This is a genomic window from Streptomyces alboniger (assembly GCF_008704395.1).
GTDB lineage: Bacteria > Actinomycetota > Actinomycetes > Streptomycetales > Streptomycetaceae > Streptomyces > Streptomyces alboniger.
The window spans coordinates 7,245,526-7,266,637 of sequence record NZ_CP023695.1; the positions used below are offsets into that span (position 1 = coordinate 7,245,526).

17 protein-coding genes are annotated in these 21,112 nt (G+C 71.5%); 9 read left to right on the forward strand and 8 right to left on the reverse strand.

Annotated elements, in window-relative coordinates; translation table 11 throughout:
* Positions 1 to 16: 16 nt before the first annotated feature.
* Positions 17 to 3,313, forward strand: coding sequence for a bifunctional lysylphosphatidylglycerol synthetase/lysine--tRNA ligase LysX (gene lysX, locus CP975_RS31840; protein ID WP_055529150.1), 3,297 nt, complete (start codon positions 17 to 19; stop codon positions 3,311 to 3,313).
* Between the two features lie 87 nt (positions 3,314 to 3,400).
* Positions 3,401 to 4,246, forward strand: coding sequence for a polysaccharide deacetylase family protein (locus CP975_RS31845; protein ID WP_055529148.1), 846 nt, complete (start codon positions 3,401 to 3,403; stop codon positions 4,244 to 4,246).
* 28 nt (positions 4,247 to 4,274) lie between these two features.
* Here the strand turns inward: CP975_RS31845 and CP975_RS31850 are convergent, their stop codons facing one another.
* Positions 4,275 to 4,868 (reverse strand): class F sortase, encoded by a 594-nt coding sequence (locus CP975_RS31850; RefSeq protein ID WP_425474343.1) that lies wholly within the window; start codon positions 4,866 to 4,868, stop codon positions 4,275 to 4,277.
* 444 nt (positions 4,869 to 5,312) lie between these two features.
* Between CP975_RS31850 and CP975_RS31855 the strand changes: the two genes are divergently transcribed.
* Positions 5,313 to 5,804 carry a hypothetical protein gene (locus CP975_RS31855; RefSeq protein ID WP_055529144.1) on the forward strand — a complete coding sequence of 164 codons (492 nt, stop codon included), beginning with the start codon at positions 5,313 to 5,315 and terminating at the stop codon, positions 5,802 to 5,804.
* 125 nt (positions 5,805 to 5,929) lie between these two features.
* Here CP975_RS31855 and CP975_RS31860 read toward each other — a convergent pair whose 3' ends face one another.
* From CP975_RS31860 to CP975_RS36275, 5 genes are all read right to left on the reverse strand, one after another.
* Positions 5,930 to 6,478, reverse strand: a complete 549-nt coding sequence (locus CP975_RS31860) for a hypothetical protein (protein ID WP_055529142.1) — start codon at positions 6,476 to 6,478, stop codon at positions 5,930 to 5,932.
* A gap of 223 nt (positions 6,479 to 6,701) precedes the next feature.
* Positions 6,702 to 6,923 (reverse strand): hypothetical protein, encoded by a 222-nt coding sequence (locus CP975_RS31865; protein ID WP_055529139.1) that lies wholly within the window; start codon positions 6,921 to 6,923, stop codon positions 6,702 to 6,704.
* 78 nt (positions 6,924 to 7,001) lie between these two features.
* On the reverse strand, positions 7,002 to 8,153 hold the full coding sequence (locus tag CP975_RS31870; RefSeq protein ID WP_246201697.1) for a hypothetical protein: 1,152 nt from the start codon (positions 8,151 to 8,153) through the stop codon (positions 7,002 to 7,004).
* 92 nt (positions 8,154 to 8,245) lie between these two features.
* Positions 8,246 to 9,010, reverse strand: a complete 765-nt coding sequence (locus tag CP975_RS31875; protein ID WP_150477621.1) for a bestrophin-like domain — start codon at positions 9,008 to 9,010, stop codon at positions 8,246 to 8,248.
* 15 nt (positions 9,011 to 9,025) lie between these two features.
* Positions 9,026 to 9,154: a hypothetical protein gene (locus CP975_RS36275; RefSeq protein WP_281292893.1), complete on the reverse strand. Its 129-nt coding sequence runs from the start codon at positions 9,152 to 9,154 to the stop codon at positions 9,026 to 9,028.
* Positions 9,155 to 9,855: 701 nt separating this feature from the next.
* Here CP975_RS36275 and CP975_RS31885 point away from each other — a divergent pair.
* The 3 genes from CP975_RS31885 (at position 9,856) to CP975_RS31895 (ending at position 14,100) form a co-directional block, all read left to right on the forward strand.
* Entirely contained in the window at positions 9,856 to 10,863 is a 1,008-nt protein-coding gene (locus tag CP975_RS31885; protein ID WP_055532584.1) for an SCO0930 family lipoprotein, read from the forward strand.
* A gap of 283 nt (positions 10,864 to 11,146) precedes the next feature.
* Positions 11,147 to 11,959, forward strand: a complete 813-nt coding sequence (locus tag CP975_RS31890; protein WP_055532582.1) for an SAM-dependent methyltransferase — start codon at positions 11,147 to 11,149, stop codon at positions 11,957 to 11,959.
* On the forward strand, positions 11,956 to 14,100 hold the full coding sequence (locus tag CP975_RS31895; RefSeq protein WP_055532580.1) for a putative bifunctional diguanylate cyclase/phosphodiesterase: 2,145 nt from the start codon (positions 11,956 to 11,958) through the stop codon (positions 14,098 to 14,100). Before CP975_RS31890 ends, CP975_RS31895 begins: the two co-directional genes overlap by 4 nt.
* Positions 14,101 to 14,278: 178 nt before the next feature.
* On the opposite strand, the gene CP975_RS31900 is transcribed toward CP975_RS31895, so the two are convergent.
* On the reverse strand, positions 14,279 to 15,160 hold the full coding sequence (locus CP975_RS31900; RefSeq protein ID WP_055532578.1) for a LysR family transcriptional regulator: 882 nt from the start codon (positions 15,158 to 15,160) through the stop codon (positions 14,279 to 14,281).
* Between the two features lie 96 nt (positions 15,161 to 15,256).
* Here CP975_RS31900 and CP975_RS31905 point away from each other — a divergent pair, with 96 nt between their 5' ends.
* Genes CP975_RS31905 through CP975_RS31915 form a run of 3 tightly spaced genes read left to right on the forward strand, consistent with a single transcriptional unit; the run spans position 15,257 to position 18,669 of the window.
* A complete protein-coding gene (locus CP975_RS31905; RefSeq protein ID WP_150477622.1) occupies positions 15,257 to 15,964 on the forward strand; it encodes a succinate dehydrogenase in 708 nt (235 codons plus the stop codon).
* 3 nt (positions 15,965 to 15,967) lie between these two features.
* Positions 15,968 to 17,926 (forward strand): fumarate reductase/succinate dehydrogenase flavoprotein subunit, encoded by a 1,959-nt coding sequence (locus CP975_RS31910; RefSeq protein ID WP_055532568.1) that lies wholly within the window; start codon positions 15,968 to 15,970, stop codon positions 17,924 to 17,926.
* Positions 17,923 to 18,669, forward strand: coding sequence for a succinate dehydrogenase/fumarate reductase iron-sulfur subunit (locus CP975_RS31915; RefSeq protein ID WP_055532566.1), 747 nt, complete (start codon positions 17,923 to 17,925; stop codon positions 18,667 to 18,669). Before CP975_RS31910 ends, CP975_RS31915 begins: the two co-directional genes overlap by 4 nt.
* A gap of 17 nt (positions 18,670 to 18,686) precedes the next feature.
* On the opposite strand, the gene CP975_RS31920 is transcribed toward CP975_RS31915, so the two are convergent.
* Positions 18,687 to 21,026 carry an ATP-binding cassette domain-containing protein gene (locus CP975_RS31920; protein WP_055532564.1) on the reverse strand — a complete coding sequence of 780 codons (2,340 nt, stop codon included), beginning with the start codon at positions 21,024 to 21,026 and terminating at the stop codon, positions 18,687 to 18,689.
* Positions 21,027 to 21,112 lie beyond the last annotated feature (86 nt).

A 21,112-nucleotide genomic window follows, 5' to 3' on the forward strand; every position in this document is an offset into this window, starting at 1 on the left:
TCTTAGAGTCGTGCCCATGAGTGTCGCCGAGGAGAACGCCGAGGCCGCAGGGCCGACCGGGCCGGCGCGGCCCCGCGGTCGGTTCCTCGCCCGCGTCCCGGAGGGCTTCGCCGCCTTCTTCGGCGCCCTCGGCGTCTTCTGCGCTGTCGTCGCGCTCATCCCCGCGTTGCGCCGCCTCCTCATGCCCGTCATGCGCTTCCTGGAACTCGTCACGGTCCCGGTCAGCGCGAACCTCGCGTACGCCGTCTTCCTCTTCCTGCTCGCCGCCGCGACCGCCGCCCGCAAGAAGGTCACCTGGTGGCTCGTCGTCATCTACCTGGCGCTGCTGCTCGCCTTCGACGTGCTCGGCGCGGCACTCGGCTACTGGGCCGAGTCGCTGCCCTCCTTCGTCGTCTGCGGCATCGCCTTCGTGCTGCTGATCCTGGCCCGCAAGGAGTTCTCCGCGGACTCGCGGCGCGGCGCGCTCTGGCGGGCCGTCGCGGTGCTGGCCGGGGGCCTCGGCGTCGCCGTCCTGGTGGGCTGGGGGCTCGTACAGCTGTTCCCCGGCAGCCTGCCCCGCCACGAGCGCCTGCTGTGGGCGGCCAACCGCGTCTGCGGCGGACTGATCCACGGCCACGAGTACTTCCACGGCGCCCCGCCGCGCCCCCTGTTCTTCTGGCTCGGCCTGTTCGGCGCGCTCGCCCTCCTGAACGCCGCCGCCACGCTCTTCCGCTCCCAGCGCATGGAAGCCGCCCTGCACGGCGACGAGGAGCCCCGCATCCGCGCGCTCCTCGGGGCGTACGGGGAGCAGGACTCGCTCGGCTACTTCGCCACCCGGCGCGACAAGGCCGTCGTCTTCTCACCCAGCGGCAAGGCCGCCGTCACCTACCGCGTCGAGGCCGGGGTCTGCCTGGCCAGCGGCGACCCCGTGGGCGACCGCGAGGCCTGGCCGCACGCGATCGGCGCCTGGCTGGACGTGGCCCGGCGGTACGCCTGGGCCCCCGCCGTGATGGGCGCCTCCGAGGACGGCGCCACCGCGTACGCCCGCTGCGGGCTCGGCGCGCTGCAACTGGGCGACGAGGCGATCCTGCACGTGGCGGGCTTCGACCTGGACGGCCGGGACATGCGCGTGACCCGGCAGGCCGTTAACCGTGTACGCCGCACCGGCGCCACCACCCGCGTCCGCCGTCACTCCACCCTCACCGACGAGGAGATGGAGGAGATCATCGACAAGGCCGACGCCTGGCGGGACACCGAGACCGAGCGCGGCTTCTCCATGGCCCTGGACCGCCTGGGCGACCCCGAGGACGGCGACTGCCTCCTCGTCGAGGCCCTCGACGCCGACGGCAGGCTCCTCGCCCTGCTCTCCCTCGTCCCCTGGGGCAAGGACGGCGTCTCCCTCGACGTGATGCGCCGCGACCGCACCGCCCCGAACGGCGTCATGGAGTTCATGGTCGCCGAACTGTGCGCCGCGGCACCGAAGTTCGGCGTGCGCCGCATCTCCCTCAACTTCGCTGTGTTCCGCTCGGTCTTCGAGGAGGGCGGCCGGATCGGCGCGGGACCGGTCCTGCGCCTGTGGCGCAAGCTGCTGCTGTTCTTCTCCAAGTGGTGGCAGCTCGAAGCGCTCTACCGCTCCAACGCCAAGTACCACCCCGAGTGGTATCCGCGCTTCATCTGCTACGGCGACAGCGGCGCCCTCGCCCGCATCAGCCTGGCGTCCGGCATCGCCGAGGGCTTCGTCTCCGTACCGTCCCTGCGCAAGCTCTGGGGCAAGGGCCACCACAGGCCCCGCGGCGTGGCCCGGCCCGCCACCACCGAGGGCCTCCCCTCGATCGCCGCGCTCGGCCTCGCGGGGCAGGGCGGCACGGCCGACGCCGACCCCGCCTCGAAGCTTGCGGACCAGATCCGCGTACGCCACCACAAACTCGACCGGCTGCGCGCCGAGGACACGGACCCCTACCCCGTGGGCCTGCCGCCGCCCACCCATCAACTGGCCTCCCTGAACCGAGACATGACGGGCGCACAGGTCATGGTGGCGGGGCGCGTCATGCTCGTACGCGACTTCGGGGGTGTCGTCTTCGTCGTGCTGCGCGACTGGTCGGGGGACCGCCAGCTCGCCCTCACCCGTGCGACGACGGGCACCGGCCTGCTCGACCGCTTCACCGCCGGCATCGACATCGGTGACCACATCACGGCCACCGGCACGGTCGGTACGAGCGACAAGGGTGAGCTGACCGTCTTCGTCACCGACTGGCGCCTCTCCGGCAAGTGTCTGCGCCCGCTGCCCGACAAGCGGCGCGGCCTGACCGACCCCGAGGCGAAGGTGCGCCGCCGCTATCTCGACCTGGTGGCGAGCCCCGGCGCCCGCGAGGTGGTCCGGGCCCGGTCCGTCGCCGTGCAGGCCCTGCGCCAGGGCCTGTTGGACCGCGGCTACCTGGAGGTCGAGACGCCGATGCTCCAGCAGATCCACGGCGGTGCCAACGCCCGTCCCTTCACCACGCACATCAACGCCTACGACCTCGATCTCTACCTGCGCATCGCACCGGAGCTGTATCTGAAGCGGCTCTGCGTCGGCGGCATGGAGAAGGTCTTCGAGATGGGCCGCACCTTCCGCAACGAGGGCGTGAGCTACAAGCACAACCCCGAGTTCACGATGCTGGAGGCCTACCAGGCCTTCGCCGACTACGACGTGATGCTCGACCTCACCCGCGAACTCATCCAGGGCGCGGCGACCGCCGCCTTCGGCGGACCGGTGGCGTACAAGGACGGCGTCGAGCACGACATCTCCGGGCCCTGGCCGGTGAAGACCGTCTACGGCGCGATCTCCGAGGCGCTCGGCGAGGAGATCGACGCGGACACACCCCTGGCGGCCCTGCACCGGCACTGCGAACGGGCCGGCGTCCCCCACACGGCGGAAGACGGCCGCGGGGACATCGTCCTCGAAATGTACGAACGCCTCGTCGAGGAGCGGACGAAGCTGCCCACCTTCTACAAGGACTTCCCGACCGACGTCTCCCCGCTCACCCGCCAGCACCGGGCCGAACCGCGCCTCGCCGAACGCTGGGACCTCGTCGCCTTCGGCACCGAACTGGGCACTGCCTACTCGGAGTTGACCGACCCCGTCGAGCAGCGCCGCCGCCTCACCGCGCAGTCGCTCCTGGCCGCCGGGGGAGACCCGGAGGCCATGGAACTGGACGAGGACTTCCTCGACGCCCTGGAGTACGCGATGCCGCCCACCGGAGGCCTCGGCATCGGCGTCGACCGGCTCGTCATGTTCCTCACCGGCCTGACCATCCGCGAGACCCTGCCCTTCCCCCTGGTCCGCCGCGTCTGACGGTCCGCCGCGTCTGATCGGGTGCTTTCGGGGGCCGCCCCGGTGTTGGTGATCCGCGCCGGCCCGCGGCCGTGCGACGGATTAGTCATGAAAGACGATCAGCTGACGCCAGGGCGCCGGATCGTGCTCCGCGCCGCGGCGGCACTCGGCATCGCCGCGACCGCCGGATGCGGGGCCACGGACCGCCCGGCCGCCCCCGGACCCACCGTGCCCAGCGGCGCGCCCGCCGGGGGCCCGCCGGCCGTCCGCGCCCGCAAGCCCTCCACGTACCGCCTCCAGCCCATGGCGGGATACGGCCCTCCACGCTCCGCACGCGCCCTGCCCCGGGTCCGCAAGGCGCCGATCCTGCGCCTCGACGGACACGACCACTCGATGGTGCTGACCTTCGACGACGGGCCCGACCCCCGCTACACCCCGCCCATCCTGCGGACGCTGCGCAGGTACGGCGTCCGCGCGATGTTCTTCGTGTGCGGGGAGATGGCCGCCGAGAACCCGGACCTGCTGCGCGAGATGGCCGACGACGGGCACCTGATCGGCAACCACACCTGGAGCCACCCGCTGCTGCCCAAGCTGAAGCGTTCCACGATGCGCGAGCAGATCGAGCGCACCTGCGACGTCATCGAGGACGTGACCGGCGAGCCTCCCGAGTGGTTCCGGGCCCCCTACGGCGCGTGGAACCGCAACGCCTTCCAACTGGGCGCCGAGCTCGGCATGGAGCCGCTCGCCTGGACCGTCGACACCCTCGACTGGACCGAACCGGGCGCGAGGAGCATCGTGCGGCGCGTTCGCGCGGGCGCGGGCCCCGGGGTCGTGGTGCTCTCGCACGACGCCGGCGGCGACCGCTCGGGCACCGTCGACGCCCTGCGCACCTACCTCCCGGACCTGCTCGAATCCGGCTACGGCATCACGGTGCCGAGCCGCTACACGGTGTGAGGCGCCCTTCGCCCGCCGGGCCCGTGCGTCAGCGCACGGCGGTCAGACGGGCGAAGACGACGACGTTCCCGTCATAACCGGACTGCTTGGAGAAACCGCCGCCGCAGGTGATGACACGCAATTCCGGAGTCCCGCCGTTTCCGTAGACCCGCTTTCCGGGGAAGTTGTTCTTGTCGAACACCTCAATGCCGTAGATCTTGAAAATCGCGGTTTTCTTGTCCCTGCGCCGCACCTCGACCTGATGTCCCTTCTTCAGGGAACCGAGGCCGTAGAAGACGGCGGGGCCCTGCTGGTTGTCCACATGGCCGACGACCACGGCCGTGCCCTGCTCGCCCGGCGAGACGGCGCCCGTGAACCAGCCGGCGAGGTTGGGGTCGTCGGGCGGCGGCGCGTCCACCCACCCCTCCGAGTCCAGGCCCACCGCCATGACCGGCGCGTCCACCTGGATGCCCTTGATGCGGACGCGCTCGGCGGGCGAGAACGTCAGCGGCGCGGGCGCGTCGCGCGCCGCGTCGTGCTCCAGGTCCGCGGCCGCGGCGGACGCGGGCTGCGGCGGCCCCACGTCGAATTCTCCCGATCCGTTGCGGATCAGCGCGAGGCCGGTCAGCAGGACGAGAGCCATCACGCCCCACGGGGCGCGCTTCTTCTGCTTTTCGTCCTCCTGGAAACCCTGGGAATCCTGAAATTCGAACTCGTCGGCCGGATGGGACGAAGGCATTCTCTATCCCCTCTCAACGCGGCGGGCGCGCCGCGTCCGTTGCGCGTACGAGAACGCTAAGCGCGGGGCGCGCGGCGTGCGAAAGGGCGGGAGCGAACGGGTGGCGCCCCGGCCCGGTGCGCCATCCGAGTCGCCCGCGGACAGGAAATTTCTGACGGTCCGTGACCTGCGGTGATGTCCGCTCGCGCGGACGCGTCTCGGCGTGTCGTCTCACCAGGACGGCCGATCCCCGAAATGCGGCCCCGCGCCCGGCATCTGAGGGTCTGACTGGGAGGCGCTCTCGCCGATCGACCGGGGACGGTACCCCCGGGGCGCCTTCCGCGGAGGATTGCCATGCGTACTTCTCGTATGCGTACCACTCGTGCCCTCGCGGTGGCCGCCGCGGCAGGCGCGGTCGTGGGGCTCGCCGCCCCGACCGCGTCCGCGTGGGCCGACCCGACCAACCTCGTGGCGATGCCCAGCGTGATCCCGCGGGGCGGGCACCTGACGGTCACCGTCGACGGCTCGTCCTGCCAGAGCGGCGGCAAGATCACCTCGCATGCCTTCCCCGACACGAACCTGCACCCCATCCCCGGCGGCAGCACGTCGAGCGCCACCGCGGTCGTGCACAAGCACGCGACGCCGGGCGCGTACGACATCACGGCCCACTGCGGCGGCAAGACCCTCACGCGCCCGGCCGCTTTCACCGTCATCCACGGCGGTGTGCGCGGTGGCTTCGGAGGCAGCGCGCACTCGGGGGCGACCGGCACGGACATCGCGATCGGCGGCGCTCTGGTGACCGCCGCGGTGGTCGGCGGCGGCGTGTTCTGGATGCGCCGCCGGTCCGAGAACCGCGCCTGACCCGCCGGGCGGCCCCGGCGCGCCCCCTTCCGCACCCCGGCCGCCCGCTTCGCGCACCGCACGTGACACCGCCTCGCCCCCGGGACCTGGAGACGTCCCGGGGGCGAGGCGGTGGCGGTGGCGGGTCAGGAATGGTTTTCGCCGGTGCGGCGCCGGGTCTTGTAGTAGGCGGTGGCGAGGGTGCCCAGGATCAGCGCGCCGCCGAGGGCGATCTCGTGCAGGTCGAGCCCGCCGAGGCTGCCGCCGATGCCGGCCTTGACGCCCTTGTTCACCGGGTTCTGATGCTGGTTCTGGTGGTTGTTGTTGCCGTCGGGGCGGCCGGTGGCGATGGTGAGGTCCGTCTTGCCGGTCTCGCCCTTGCAGTCGAACGTCACCTCGTACATCGCGCCGGGCTTGGCGTCCCAGAACACCTGGGCCGTGGTGGACGACTGCCCCTTGGGGATGTGCGCGTCGTCGAAGATGCCGGAGGTGACCTTGGTGTCGCCCTCGCAGCCGTCGACGCTGAGGGTGACCTGTCCGCCCGCGGCGATCGTGGAAGGGGTCACGCGGAAGCCGAACGAGGTGATGTTGTTGTTCGTCTCGTCGCCCCGGACGGTCGCCGACGCGGGCGGGACCGTGAGCGTCAGGGCGGTGGCGGTGAGCAGAGCGGCCGAAGCGACGCGTATCGCGCGCATGGTGGATCCTCCGGGTCCCCGAGGAGCAGTCGCGGACCTTCTTCCGCTGACGCCTGAAATGCACCTCGATGCCGGAAACGCTAGGTATGCACCCTCGGGCCCGCGATCGGTGTCGTGCGAACGGGGCAATCCTGTCCGCCGGTCAGGGGAACGGGACGGCGCGGCGAACCGGCAGGCGTGCGTCCGTATGGCAGCGAGGCCCGGTGCCGGGTGGCCGCGGCTCTCAGCGCCGCGGCGGCTCGGGCCACACGTGAGGTCCGCCGCGCCACTCGACGAGGTGCGGGTCGTCGAGCGCGATGTCGGCCTCGTCGAGCCCCGCGCGCCGCAGGAACTCCACCAGGTCGCGGTCGCCGTGCGCGACGCCGGCGTCCTGTCCGCGCACGGTGACCCGTCGGCCGCCGTCGGCGGCGGGCGGGTGGATGACGATCGGTGTCTGCCAGGCCATGGCACCAGGATGCGCCGGACCGGGGCGCGGCGCAGCACCGTTCACGGCCATCGGCCGCGGCCCGCCGCGCACGGGACGTCAGGCGTCGAGACGTTCCGTGTACGCCTCGGTCGGCGGGTAGGGGGCGGGGCTCGTCATGCCGGCCGACCAGAACCCCGCGGTGCCGGGGACGGCTGTCACGTCATTGAGGTAGGGGGCCGTCGCCCCGCCCTCCGGGCCTCGGACGACGGTCCAGCCGGCGCCGTCCCTGCGCAAGTACGTACTGCGGCTCTGGTCCTGGTGATTCCAGCCCGATATCCAGGCGGCGCGGCCCTGCGCGTCGCCCGCGATACCGGTCAACGAACCGAGGGTGAAGCCTGGTTGCACCCGGGTCCACGCCGTACCGTCCCAGTGCGCCAGGGCGGGATTGCCGGGGCGCCCCGGCGGCCCGCCGACGCCGGCCTCGGTGCCCACGGCCCATACGTCGTCCACGGCGGCCGCGTGCAGGTCGCCGATGCCGAGACGGGCGCCCGCGATCGGCGGCAGGACCGTCCAGGACCCGTTCCAACGGGCCACGAGCCCCCTCCAGCCACCACCCCAGGCCTCGTCGCCGCTCACCCAGACCTCGTCCGGTGTGCGCAGGACGATCCGGTACAGATTGGCACTCGCGACCGGCAGCGGGTCGAGCCAGCGCCATCGGCGGCCGTCTCCCAGCAGCAGCCGGGCCGCGCCGCCCCGGGTGCCGCAGATCCACACCCGCCGGTCGGGGCCGACCGCCACCGACTCCAGCCGGACGCCCGGCTCGCCCCTGCCCGGGAACGAGGCCTCGCGCCAGGTGGTTCCGTCCCAGCGCAGCAGCGGGCTCGCGGTCCCGGAGGGGAGGCCCACGCTCCACGCGGCGGTGGAGCAGACTCCCGCGACATCGCTGAGGTGACCGGTGTAGTCCATGGAGGACAGGTCGCTCTTCGACCAGGTGCTGCCGTTCCAGACCATGGCCAGCGCCCGCGCCGGTGACGACACGGTCTGGTTCTCCTCGCCGACGGCCCAGGCCAGCCCAGGTCCGGCGGCGGCGATACGGCGCAGCTGCGCTGCCGGGGTGCTGCCGGGCGCCGGGACCGCCCGCCACTCCTGCGTGCCCCGCCGGCCCTCTGACCGGCGAGGCACCGGCGCGTCGGCCTGAACCGGGCCCGAACCGAGAGCGACCCCCGAGAGCGCGCCGACCGCCCCCGCCACAAATCCTCTTCGTCTCACCGCTGGCCCCTTCCACGCGCGTTCCACTCGGGCAGGAGGAACCACCGTGAACCAGCGGCGTACGGACGACTAGCCACCCATGTGACAAACCCTCAGTCGCCGACCCCCGGGAACAGCGCCTTGAACGGTTCAGCCGTCGCCGCGATGCCTCGGCTGTACGGGGCGTCGAAGTCCCAGATGAGGAAGAGCAGGAAGGCGAAAAGCGCGGAGAAGAGGCCGGCGAGGAGCAGTTCGCGCGGTGTGCGGCGGATCTGGAGCGCGAAGATCATGCCGATCGTGACCAGGCCGCCGATGATCAGGCCGAACCAGACCACGCCCGGCATGGTCGCCCCGACGCTGTCCGCGCGGGCGCTGCGCGCGTCGTCCGCGGCCGCCACCTCGTCGATCAGCGGTTGGTACGCCTGGGCCTCGAAGTCCGACTTCGGTTCGTAGTCGGTGACGTCGTGGCGGATCCGGGTGAGCAGATCGGAGCCGCGGTCGGTGAGTTCACCCCGGTCGGCCATGGCGTCCCACTCGGTGGTGACGACATGGCCGACGTACGTGCGGACGTCGGCGCGAATACGGTCCCGGACGTCCTCCGGGTAGACCCGCGCCCGCTCCGAGATCTCGTGCAGCGCCTGGGCCTCCACCCGCACGTGCTCCTGGGCGGCGCCGCGCGCCTCCCAGACGCCCGCGATGGCGAGGCCCAGCACGATGGCGTAGACGACACCGATCATCATCGTCATGTACTCGATGACGTCCGGTGTCTCCGACGCGTCGTAGTCCGCGCCGGTTCTGCGGTGCCGCAGCAGCGTCACGACGAGCACGACACCGCAAGCGGCCGCCATCGCGAGGGTGAGAACAAGCCATTCCGACATGGAGACCTCCGGCGGTCAGCGCGGGCGGAGCGCGGCGACGGCGAGAACCGCGGGCGCTGTGATGAGCAGGGTGAGCGAGACGAGGGACGGGCCGTCGCGCGGCGGCCGCTTGCGGGTCGGCGCGTTGTACGACGGATATGTCACGGATGGCGATGGCTTGGTTGTTCTGGTCGGGGTGGGGGGTTTGGGCTTGGGTTCGGGCTTGGGTTCGGGCGCCGACTTCGGAGCGAGTGCGGGCGGCGGGGGCGAGGCGGGCTCGACTGTCGGCCGCGGTTTCGGCGCGGGCGCTGGTGGCGGGTCCGGGGCCGGGGCCTCCGGAGGTGGCGGAGGGGGCGGCGGAGGCGGTGGGGGAGCGGGCGGCGGGGGCGGCGGGGGAGGCTTCGGCCGGTGCGTGGGCCCGGCCCAGCAGTTGGCGCCGTCACCCGCCACGGCCGTATGGCCGCCGCCCGAAGAACCGCCGCCCGGGCCGATCGACGCGTACGCGCAGCTGTCGGCCACGGCCCTTCCGGCGCCGGTGAGGGCGCCCAGGAGCAGCGCCATCGCCAGAAATGCCAACACGCGTGTGGCGAGGGGCGACAGGGCCCGCGAAGTTCCATGCACGACGGAGATCATGGGCGCAGGGCGCCCCGCGCACGCGGGAAGCGCGCCCGAATGCCCCGAAGGGATGAGGTGGTTATGGCGCGGGTTTGACGGCACGCGCCGCGGCCCCGGGCCCTCCCCACCGCGGACGCCGCGGAAAGAAATTCTTGGCCCCGTTGAACGCGATGGTCGTCCCCGCCCGTACCTAGGGCCATGTGTGACGCAAAACGGCGCCACAACATCCAAGCGGACAGCGGGAGTTACAGATGCGGCATCCAAGTGGGCGAGCCCCTCGGGCCGGGCGGAGCGCCTCGCTCGTAGCGACGGCTGCGGCTCTGCTGGCGTTGACGACGGCGTGCGGCCAGGAGAAGGGCGACCAGTCGCCGAATGGCCAGAACGTGGGCAACGAGGCGCCCGCGAAGGCCGACGGATACGGCGCGGGCGACGGTTACGGGGCGGACGACGGTGCCGTGGAGGGCGGGGCTGCCAAGGCGAAGGCGGCCGGACAGCTCGCCGTATGGGACAGCAAGAAGCTCGGGAAGGTCGTCACCGACAGCGAGGGCTTCACGCTCTACCGCTTCGACAAGGACACCGCCCAGCCGCCCAAGTCCAACTGCGACGCCGCCTGCCTGAAGGCCTGGCCGGCCGTGGCCGCCGACGGGGCCAAGGCGGCGCCGGGCGTCGACGCTTCCCTGCTCGGCGAGGTGACCACCACGGACGGCACCAAGCAGCTCACCATCGACGGCTGGCCGATGTACCGGTTCGCGAAGGACGCCAAGCCCGGCGACGCCAAGGGGCAGGGTGTGGGCGGAACTTGGTACGCGGCCGCCCCCGACGGCAAGAAGGCCTCGGCCGCGCCGGCCGAGAAGGCCCCGGAGGAGGCGGCCCCAGAGGAGACCGCTCCCGCCGACCCCGCGGGCCTGTCCACCCGCAAGGACCCGAAGCTCGGCGAGATCGTCGTCGACAAGAACGGCATGACCGTCTACCGCTTCACCAAGGACTCCGCCTGGCCGATCAAGTCCAACTGCGTGGGCGCCTGCGCCGAGAAGTGGCCCGCTGTCGCCCCCGTCGACAAGTCCGACGCCGTGGGCATCAAGAAGAAGGGCTACATGACCTACGACCGCCCGGACGGCGGCAAGCAGCAGACGATCGACTGCTGGCCGCTGTACACCTTCGCGGGCGACAAGAAGGCGGGCGACACCAACGGCCAGGGCGTGGGAGGCACTTGGTACGCCGTGAGCCCGGACGGCAAGGCGATCGGCGCACCGAAGTAGCCTCCCGCGAAGCGCCGAGGCCCCCCAACCTCCCCCGAGGTTCTCCAAGGATCTCCAAGGACCCGCAAGCCCCCCCCACGGAGCACGGCCGACCGGCCCGTTTCCCCCCTTATCACAAGGAGGGAGCGGGCCGGTCCGCTGTGTGGGGAACGGCACTTGCCAAAGGCAGTGACCGAGAACGGACGGCCAATTTCCGGTTTGACTCGCTCCCTTGGCGGACGATCAGTAGCCTCACCCTCGAACATCGGATCGCCTGCGTCGCCCCCTATGCCTTGGAGTCTTGATGGAGCGTCCCGCCTGGGCCCCGCTCGGCATCGACCTCACGATGCCCAGCGTGTCCCGCATCTACGACTACTACCTGGGCGGCTCGCACAATTTCGAAGTGGACAGGGAGGCCGGCCGCAAGGCGATGGAGTTCATGCCGGGCCTGCCCAAGATCATGCAGGCGAACCGCGCCTTCATGCGGCGGGCGGTGCGATACGCCGTCGGGCAGGGCGTCACCCAGTTCCTCGACATCGGTTCCGGTATCCCCACCTTCGGCAACGTCCACGAGGTGGCGCAGCGGGCCAGCGAAGAGGCGCGGGTCGTCTACGTCGACCACGACCCGGTGGCCGTGGCGCACAGCGAGGCCGTCCTGGAGGGCGACGAACGGACCGCGGTCCTCGCCGCGGATCTGCGCAAGCCCCGGGACATTCTCGGCAGTTCGCAGGTGGGCTCGCTCCTCGACCTGGACCGCCCGGTGGCGCTGCTGCTCGTCGCCGTCCTGCACTTCGTCGAGGACGCGTACGATCCTTGCGCGGCCGTCGCCGAGTTGAGGGACGCTCTCGCGCCCGGCAGCCTGATCGTCCTCACGCATGCCTCGTACGAAGGGATTCCGGTTCCCCCCGAGCAGGCCGGCGGGACGGTCGGTGTATACAAAGACATCCGCAATCCACTGATCATGCGCTCGCGCGACGAGATCGCGCGGTTCTTCGAGGGGTACGACATGGTGGAACCCGGCCTGGTGCCGATGCCGCACTGGCGGCCCGACACAGCGCCCGAGGAGGAGGACCCCTACTCCTTCTCGGGGTTCGCGGGCGTGGGACGGAAGCGTTGAGCGCCGAGCCGGACGGACCGGAGGGGAGACTCCGCAGGTTCGCCACCATCTGGAGCCGTGCCATCTTCCCCGTGACGGCCACCTCACTGACCCGCCCCGAGTTCGAGCAGCAACTGGTACCGCTCGCCCGGAGGTTGCGCGACGCGCTCCGGGAGCGGGTCTTCGACGCGAAACAGGGCCAGGCCGTCGGTGCCGCCCTCATCGACACGCACTGCACCGATCCCGAGGCGCTCAGCCGCACCCTCGACTGCGTCGACGCCTACCTGGTCCTGTACTGCGGCGGCGACGGCCCCCAGGAGGAGCTGCGGGCCCGCAGCTCCCGCATCCAGCACGCGGTCGCGGCCGGGTTCGCCCAGGCGCTGCGCGAGCGCACCCTCGTCGAGCAGGAGGCCATCTCCCGGGCCGCCCTGAGCGCGCGCAGCGCGGTCGCCGAGGCCCTGCACGCGAGCGAGGCGCGCTTCCGTGCCGTCTTCCACGGCGCGGCGATCGGCATCGGCATCGCCGACCTCGACGGCACGATCCTTGAGGTCAACGACGCGCTGATCCGTATGTTCGGCGGCCTGGAGAACCACCTGCGCGGGCGCAACGCGGCGGAGTGGACGCACCCCGACGACTCTCCCCACGTATGGAAGCTGTACGAGGAGCTGGTGCGCGGCGAGCGTGAGCACTATCGGGTGGAGAAGGCCTTCTACCGCCCCGACGGCACGGTCCTGTGGACCAACCTCACCGTCTCGCTGCTGCGCGACGCGGACGGCCTTCCGCAGTACCAGCTGGCGCTGATGGAGGACACCACCGAGCGCCGGCTGCTCAACCTGCGCCTTCGCTACGAGGCCACGCACGACGCGCTCACCGGGCTGCCCAACCGCACGCTGTTCTTCGAGCGCCTGGAGAAGGCCCTCTCCGCGGGCGAGAACGCGCGGTTCGGGCTCTGCTACCTCGACCTCGACGGATTCAAGACCGTCAACGACAGCCTGGGACACGCGGCGGGCGACCGGCTGCTCGTCGAGGTCGCCGACCGGCTCCAGTCGTGTGCGACCGCGCCCGGCGAGATGGTGGCCCGGCTCGGCGGCGACGAATTCGTGGCGCTCACCACGGGCACCGACACCCAGACCGAGGTGGACGAACTGGCGGGGCGCATCATGAACGCCCTCGCCGCCCCGATCCGCGTCGACGGCCGCGAGCTGACCGTGCGCGGCAGCATCGGCATCGTGGAGGGCCCGGCCGGTGAGCGCGGCGCGGCGGACGTGCTGCGCAGCGCCGACATCACGATGTACCGCGCCAAGTCGGCGGGCGGCAACCGCTACGAACTGGCCGATCCCGAGGCCGACGCCCGCGCCATCACCCGGCACGGCCTGACCACCGCGCTGCCCGCGGCCCTGGAGCGCGGCGAGTTCTTCATCGAGTACCAGCCGCTGGTGCATCTCGGCGACGGCAGTGTGCGCGGCGCCGAGGCGCTCGTGCGGTGGCTGCACCCCCAGCACGGCATCATCGGCCCCGACCGGTTCATCCCGCTCGCCGAGCACACCGGCCTGATCGTGCCGCTCGGCCGCTGGGTCCTCGAGGAGTCCGTGCGCCAGGCCCGCCTCTGGGAGGCGCGCCCTCTGGACGGGGCCGTCGGCGGGCCGCTCCGGGTCAACGTCAACCTCTCGCCCATGCAGCTCACTCATCCGGGTCTGGTCTCCGACACGGTCGACATCCTGGAGCGCGAGGGACTGGAGCCGGGTGCGCTCTGCCTGGAGGTCACCGAGTCCGCGCTGATAGGAGCGGACGACGATCTGCTGAAGCCGTTGCGCAGGCTCGCCGAGATGGGCGTGGACATCGCGCTCGACGACTTCGGCACGGGCTACTCCAACCTCGCCAATCTGCGTCGGCTGCCGGTGAGCGTCCTCAAGCTCGACCGGTCCTTCACCCAGGGCATGCAGCACTTCCCTGCCGACCCCGTCGACCTGAAGATCGTCGAAGGGATCGTCTCGCTCGCGCACAGCCTGGACCTCGCGGTCACCGTCGAGGGCGTCGAGACGGGCGCGCAGGCGGACCAGCTGCGGGAGCTCGGCTGTGATACGGCTCAAGGCTGGTACTACGCGCGGCCGGGGCCGCCGGATCGCCTTCACGAACTGGCGCTGGCCGACGCGGTCGGCTGACCGCCGGGGTGGGAGCAGATCAACTCGGGGGGTGCGTGTGGTTCGCCTGGCGCGGGTGCGTCGTGGTCGCTCGCGCAGTTCCCCGCGCCCCTGAGGGGGCACGGATGCGCCCCGTCAGGGGCGCGGGGAACTGCGCGACCAGCCCACGACGCACCCGCACCTGAAATCCGAGGCACCCTCACCCGCCCTGGGCCAAAAGCATCCGCTGGAGTTCCCGCGCCGCCCGCGGCGGAGCCACATCGCTGCGGTGCGCGAGGGCGATCGTGCGGGACAGGCCCGGCCTGGTCAGCGGGGTCGTCCGCAGGTCGGAGCCCGGACGCTCGGCCACCATGCGCGGCACGACCGCAACGCCCAGCCCCGCCCGTACGAAGCCGAGCACCGCGTCCATCTCGCCGCCCTCCACCGCGAACTCCGGCTCGAACCCCTCGGCCCGGCAGGCCGCGACGGTCAGTTCCCGCAGGTCGTAGCCGTGCCGGAACATCACAAGGCGCTCGCCCTGGAGATCGGCGATGCGCACGCTCCGCCCCAGCCGCCGCGCCCGCGGGGACGACACCACGACCAGGTCCTCCCGCAGCAGCTCCACCGTGGTCAGCGCGGGCGAGGGACTCGGCAGCGGCAGCACCACCAGGGCGAGGTCCAGCGCCCCGCGCGCCAGTTCGCGTACGAGATCGTGGGAACCGCCCTCCTCGATGAGCAGCTGGATCCCCGGATGCCGGTCATGGAAAGCGCGCAGCACGTCGGGGAGCAGCCCCGTGCACACGCTCGGCGTCGCCCCGAGGCGGATGCGGCCGCGGCGCAGCTGCGCCAGCTCCTGCACCTCGATCCGGGCGGTGTCCGCGTCCGCGAGGATCCGCCGGGCCAGCGGCAGCAGCGCCTCGCCCGCGTCGGTCAGCGCGATGTTGCCGCGGGCCCGGCTGAACAGCTCCGCGCCCAGCTCCTTCTCCAGGGCCCTGATCTGCTGCGAGAGCGAGGGCTGGGAGACGTGGACCCGCTCGGCGGCCCGCGTGAAGTGCCATGTCTCGGCGACCGCGACGAAGTAGTGCAGCTGCTGGAATTGCATACGCCGCACGATACGTCGGTCGATAGGCCCAGGCTATTGAGATGAGCCAGACCATCTCTTGGACCGATTGGGACCTTCGGCCGTAGCGTCACTGACATGGCTCTGGCAACGCGGACGGACAAACGGCCGTCCATGACCCGCACGCTCTGGGACTCCACCATCGGCAAGAAGACCGTGATGGCGGTGAGCGGCCTGATCATGCTGCTCTACCTGGTCGCGCACATGGTCGGAAACCTGAAGATCTTCTTCGGTCCCGAGGAGATCAACCACTACGCCCACTGGCTGCGCACGGTCGGCGAGCCCTTCATGCACGACGAGTGGACGCTCTGGCTGGTCCGCGTGGTCCTCGTCGCCGCCGTCGTCGCGCACGCCACCTCCGCCTACCAGCTGAGCCGCCGCGACATCAGGGCGCGCCCCGCCAAGTACGTCCACAAAAGGGCGCAGGCGACCTTCGCGACCCGCACCATGCGCTGGGGCGGCATCATCCTCGCGCTCTTCATCGTCTGGCACATCCTCGACCTGACGACCGGCACCGTGCACCCCGGCGGCTACCAGCACCTGCACCCGTACCAGAACATCATCGACACCTTCTCCACCTGGTACGGCAACGTCATCTACATCGTCGCCGTCGTCGCCCTCGGCTTCCACGTCCGGCACGGACTGTGGAGCGCCGCGCAGACCCTGGGCGTCGGCACCGCCACCCGCGACCGTGTCCTGAGGCCCCTGGCCAACGGACTCGCGCTGGTGCTGACCGCCGGCTTCGTCTCCGTACCCGTGGCCGTCATGACCGGACTGGTGAGCTGAACCATGAACAACTCCCGTGAGTACGCCGCCTACACGACCGGAGAACCGCTCGTAGACGCCAAGGCCCCGAGCGGTCCGATCGCCGACCGCTGGGACACCCGCCGCTTCCAGGCGAAGCTGGTCAACCCCGCCAACCGCCGCAAGCACACCGTGATCGTCGTCGGCACCGGTCTTGCGGGCGGCTCCGCCGGGGCCACCCTCGCCGAACAGGGCTACCACGTCGTCCAGTTCTGCTACCAGGACTCGCCGCGCCGCGCCCACTCGATCGCCGCCCAGGGCGGCATCAACGCCGCGAAGAACTACCGCAACGACGGCGACTCCGTCCACCGCCTCTTCTACGACACCGTCAAGGGCGGCGACTTCCGCGCCCGCGAGTCCAACGTGCACCGCCTCGCGCAGATCTCCGTCGAGATCATCGACCAGTGCATCGCGCAGGGCGTGCCGTTCGCCCGTGAGTACGGAGGGCTCCTCGACACCCGCTCCTTCGGCGGCGTCCAGGTGTCCAGGACGTTCTACGCGCGCGGCCAGACCGGTCAGCAACTGCTGCTCGGCGCCTATCAGGCGCTGAGCCGGCAGATCGCCGCCGGGAACGTGGAGATGCACCCGCGCACCGAGATGCTGGATGTCATCGTCGTCGACGGGCGGGCGCGCGGCATCGTCGCCCGCGATCTGATCACCGGCAAGATCGACACGTACTTCGCGGACGCCGTCGTCCTCGCCACCGGCGGCTACGGCAACGTCTTCTACCTGTCGACCAACGCCATGAACTCCAACGCCACCGCCGTCTGGCGGGCCCACCGGCGCGGCGCCTACTTCGCCAACCCCTGCTTCACCCAGATCCACCCCACCTGCATCCCGCGCACCGGCGACCACCAGTCCAAGCTCACCCTGATGAGCGAGTCGCTGCGCAACGACGGCCGCATCTGGGTGCCGAAAGCGCGCGGCGACCAGCGGCCGCCGAACGAGATCCCCGAGGACGAGCGCGACTACTACCTGGAGCGGATCTACCCGTCCTTCGGCAACCTCGTGCCCCGCGACATCGCCTCCCGCGCCGCCAAGAACGTATGCGACGAGGGGCGGGGCGTCGGTCCTGGCGGGCAGGGCGTCTACCTCGACTTCGCCGACGCGATCCGGCGCATGGGCAAGAAGACGGTCGAGGAGAAGTACGGCAACCTCTTCGACATGTACGAGCGGATCACCGCGGAGAACCCCTACGAGGTGCCGATGCGGATCTACCCCGCCGTCCACTACACGATGGGCGGGCTCTGGGTCGACTACGACCTCCAGACCACGATTCCCGGACTCTTCGCGGTCGGCGAGGCCAACTTCTCCGACCACGGCGCGAACCGGCTCGGCGCAAGCGCCCTCATGCAGGGCCTCGCCGACGGCTACTTCGTCCTGCCGTCCACCATCAACGACTACCTCGCGCGCAACCCGCACACGGACGAGGTCGACGCCGAACACCCCGTCGTGCAGGAGGTGGTGGCCGAGACCGAGGACCGGCTGAATCTCCTCCTCGCCGTCGACGGCGACCGCACCCCCGACTCCTTCCACCGTGAACTCGGCGAAGTGATGTGGGAGTTCTGCGGCATGGCCCGCACGGAGACGGGGCTGCGCAAGGCTCTGGAGCGCATCCCGCAGATCCGCGAGGAGTTCTGGCGCCGCATCAAGGTCCCCGGTACCGGCGAGGAGTTCAACCAGTCCCTGGAGAAGGCCAACCGCGTCGTCGACTACCTCGAACTCGCCGAGCTGATGTGCCTCGACGCCCTGCACCGCGCCGAGTCCTGCGGCGGCCACTTCCGCGAGGAGTCCCAGACCCCGGACGGCGAGGCCGCGCGCGTGGACGAGGAGTTCTCGTACGCGGCCGCCTGGGAGTTCACCGCCACCGGCGACGCCCCCGTCCTGCACAAGGAAGACCTCGTCTTCGAGTACGTCCACCCCACTCAGCGGAGCTACGCATGAAGCTCACCCTGCGCGTCTGGCGCCAGAAGAACGCCGACGCCGACGGCGCGATGTCCACGTACGAAGTGGACGGCATCTCCTCCGACATGTCCTTCCTGGAGATGCTCGACACCCTCAACGAAGAACTCATCGTCAAGGGCGACGACCCCGTGGCCTTCGACCACGACTGCCGCGAGGGCATCTGCGGCGCCTGTTCGCTCGTCATCAACGGCGACGCGCACGGGCCCGAGCGCACCACCACCTGCCAGCTCCACATGCGGTCCTTCGAGGACGGCGACACCATCGACATCGAACCGTGGCGTGCCGCGGCCTTCCCGGTGGTCAAGGACCTGGTCGTGGACCGCTCGGCGTTCGACCGGATCATCCAGTCCGGCGGCTACATCAGCGCCCCGACGGGCTCCGCGCCCGACGCGCACGCCACGCCCGTGCCCAAGCCGGACGCCGACTCCGCCTTCGAGCACGCCGAGTGCATCGGCTGCGGGGCGTGCGTGGCCGCCTGCCCCAACGGCTCCGCCATGCTCTTCACCTCGGCCAAGGTCAACCACCTCAATGTGCTGCCGCAGGGTGCTCCCGAGCGCGAGACGCGTGTGCTGGACATGGTGGCGCAGATGGACGAGGAGGGGTTCGGGGGCTGCACGCTCACCGGCGCCTGCGCCTCTGCCTGTCCCAAGGGGATTCCGTTGCCTTCCATCTCCGCGATGAACAAGGAGTGGCTGCGGGCCACCCGGAAGGTGAGCCGGTAGCTCCGCGGGAGGGGCGCCTAGTCGAGCGCGCGGGCCAAGTACGGGGCCGTGCGGCTGCCCTCGGCCCGTGCCACCTCCCTCGGCGGGCCCGCCGCCACGATCCGGCCGCCGCCCTCGCCCCCGTCCGGGCCGAGGTCGATGACCCAGTCCGCGCCCGCCACCACCGCCATGTCGTGTTCGACGACGACCACCGAGTTCCCCGCGTCGACCAGCTCGTGCAGGCGGTGGGTGAGGACGTCGACGTCCGCGGGGTGCAGGCCGGTCGTCGGTTCGTCGAGGAGGTAGAGCGTGTGGCCGCGCCGGGCCCGCTGCAACTCGCTCGCCAGCTTGATCCGTTGGGCCTCGCCGCCCGACAGCTCCGTGGCCGGCTGACCGAGCCGCAGATAGCCGAGCCCGACATCGAGGAGCGTCCGCAGACTGCGTACGACGGACGGGGTGTCCGCGAAGAACCCCGCGGCCGCCTCCACCGTGAGGTCGAGCACCTGGGCGATGTTCCTCCCGTGGTACGTCACGTCGAGGGTCTCGGGGTTGTAGCGGGCCCCCGCGCAGGCCGGGCAGGGCGCGTAGGTGCTCGGCAGGAAGAGCAGCTCGACGCTGACGAAGCCCTCCCCCTGACAGGTCTCGCACCGCCCGCCCGCTACGTTGAAGGAGAACCGGCCGACGCCGTAACCCCGTGCCTTCGCCGCGTCCGTACCCGCGAAGACCTTGCGCACCACGTCGAAGAGACCGGTGTACGTGGCGAGGTTGGAGCGCGGCGTGCGCCCGATCGGCTTCTGGTCGACGCGGACCAGGCGGCCGACCCCCGCCAGCTCCTCGGTGATCTCGCCGACGAGCGTGGACTTGCCCGAGCCCGAGACGCCCGTGACCGCCGTGAAGGCGCCGAGGGGCAGCTCCGCGCTCACGCCACGCAGGTTGTGCCGGGTGACCGGGCCGATTTTCAACCAGCCTCGCGCGGCGCGCACGTCGCGCACCGGTGCCGGTGACCGGTCGAAGAGGAAGCGAGCCGTCGCGGACTCCCGCACCCCTTCGAGTCCGGCCACCGGGCCGCTGTGCAGCACCCGCCCGCCGTGCTCGCCCGCCTGCGGGCCGACGTCGACGAGCCAGTCCGCGTGGCGCATGACGTCCAGGTGGTGCTCCACCACGAAGACGGAGTTGCCCGCGGCCTTGAGGCGGTCCAGGACCGTCAACAGGGCTTCCGTGTCCGCCGGGTGGAGGGCCGCCGACGGCTCGTCCAGCACGTAGACCACACCGAAGAGGCCCGAGCGCAGCTGCGTGGCGAGCCGCAGCCGCTGTAGTTCGCCCGCCGACAAGGTCGGTGTGGCGCGGTCGGGGCTGAGATAGCCGAGCCCGAGTTCGGTGACCGTCGCGATACGGGCCAGCAGGTCGTCGGTCAGGACACGCGCCGACTCCGACGAACGCTCCGCGCCCTCAAGGGCCTTGGCCAGCTCGGACAGGGGGAGCGCGGCGAGTTCGGCGATCGTGCGGCCCGCGAACGTGACCGCGAGGGCCTCGGGCCGCAGCCTGCTGCCGCCGCACGCCGGGCAGGGCGCGCTCGCCAGGAACCGTTCGGCCTTGGCGCGCAGCGTCTGGCTCTTGGAGTCCGAGAAGGTTTTCATGACATAGCGCCGGGCGCTCATGTACGTACCCTGGTAAGGGCGTTGGATCCGGCCCGCCTCGCGCACCGGATGCACGGTCACCACCGGCTGCTCGTCCGTGAAGAGGATCCACTCGCGGTCCGCCGCGTCCAGCTCGCGCCACGGGCGGTCCACGTCATAGCCGAGGGTGTCCAGGACGTCCCGCAGGTTCTTGCCCTGCCAGGCGCCGGGCCACGCGGCGATGGCGCCCTCGCGGATGGACAGCGAGGGGTCGGGGACCAGCAGCTCCTCGGTGGTGCGGTGGACCCGGCCGAGGCCGTGGCACTCGGCGCACGCGCCGGCCGCGGTGTTCGGCGAGAAGGCGTCCGAGTCGAGCCGCTGGGCGCCCTCGGGGTAGGTGCCCGCGCGCGAGAAGAGCATCCGCAGCGAGTTGGACAGGGTGGTGACCGTGCCGACGGAGGAGCGCGAGGTCGGCGCCGAGCGGCGCTGCTGGAGCGAGACCGCGGGCGGCAGTCCCGTGATCTCCCCGACCTTCGGCGCGCCCACCTGGTGGATGAGGCGCCGGGCGTACGGCGCCACGGACTCGAAGTAGCGCCGCTGGGCCTCGGCGTAGATCGTCCCGAAGGCGAGCGAGGACTTCCCGGAACCGGAGACGCCGGTGAAGACCGCGAGGACATCGCGCGGGATGTCCACGTCGACGCCCTGGAGATTGTGTTCCCGGGCGCCCCGGACACGTACGAACGGATCGTGGGGGCTGTGCATGGGCGGGCTCCGTACGCGGCTCGGGGACAAACCCCACGATTCTAGGCCGCGGGTCCCGGCGCGAGTCGGGCGGGCGCACTGGCGCA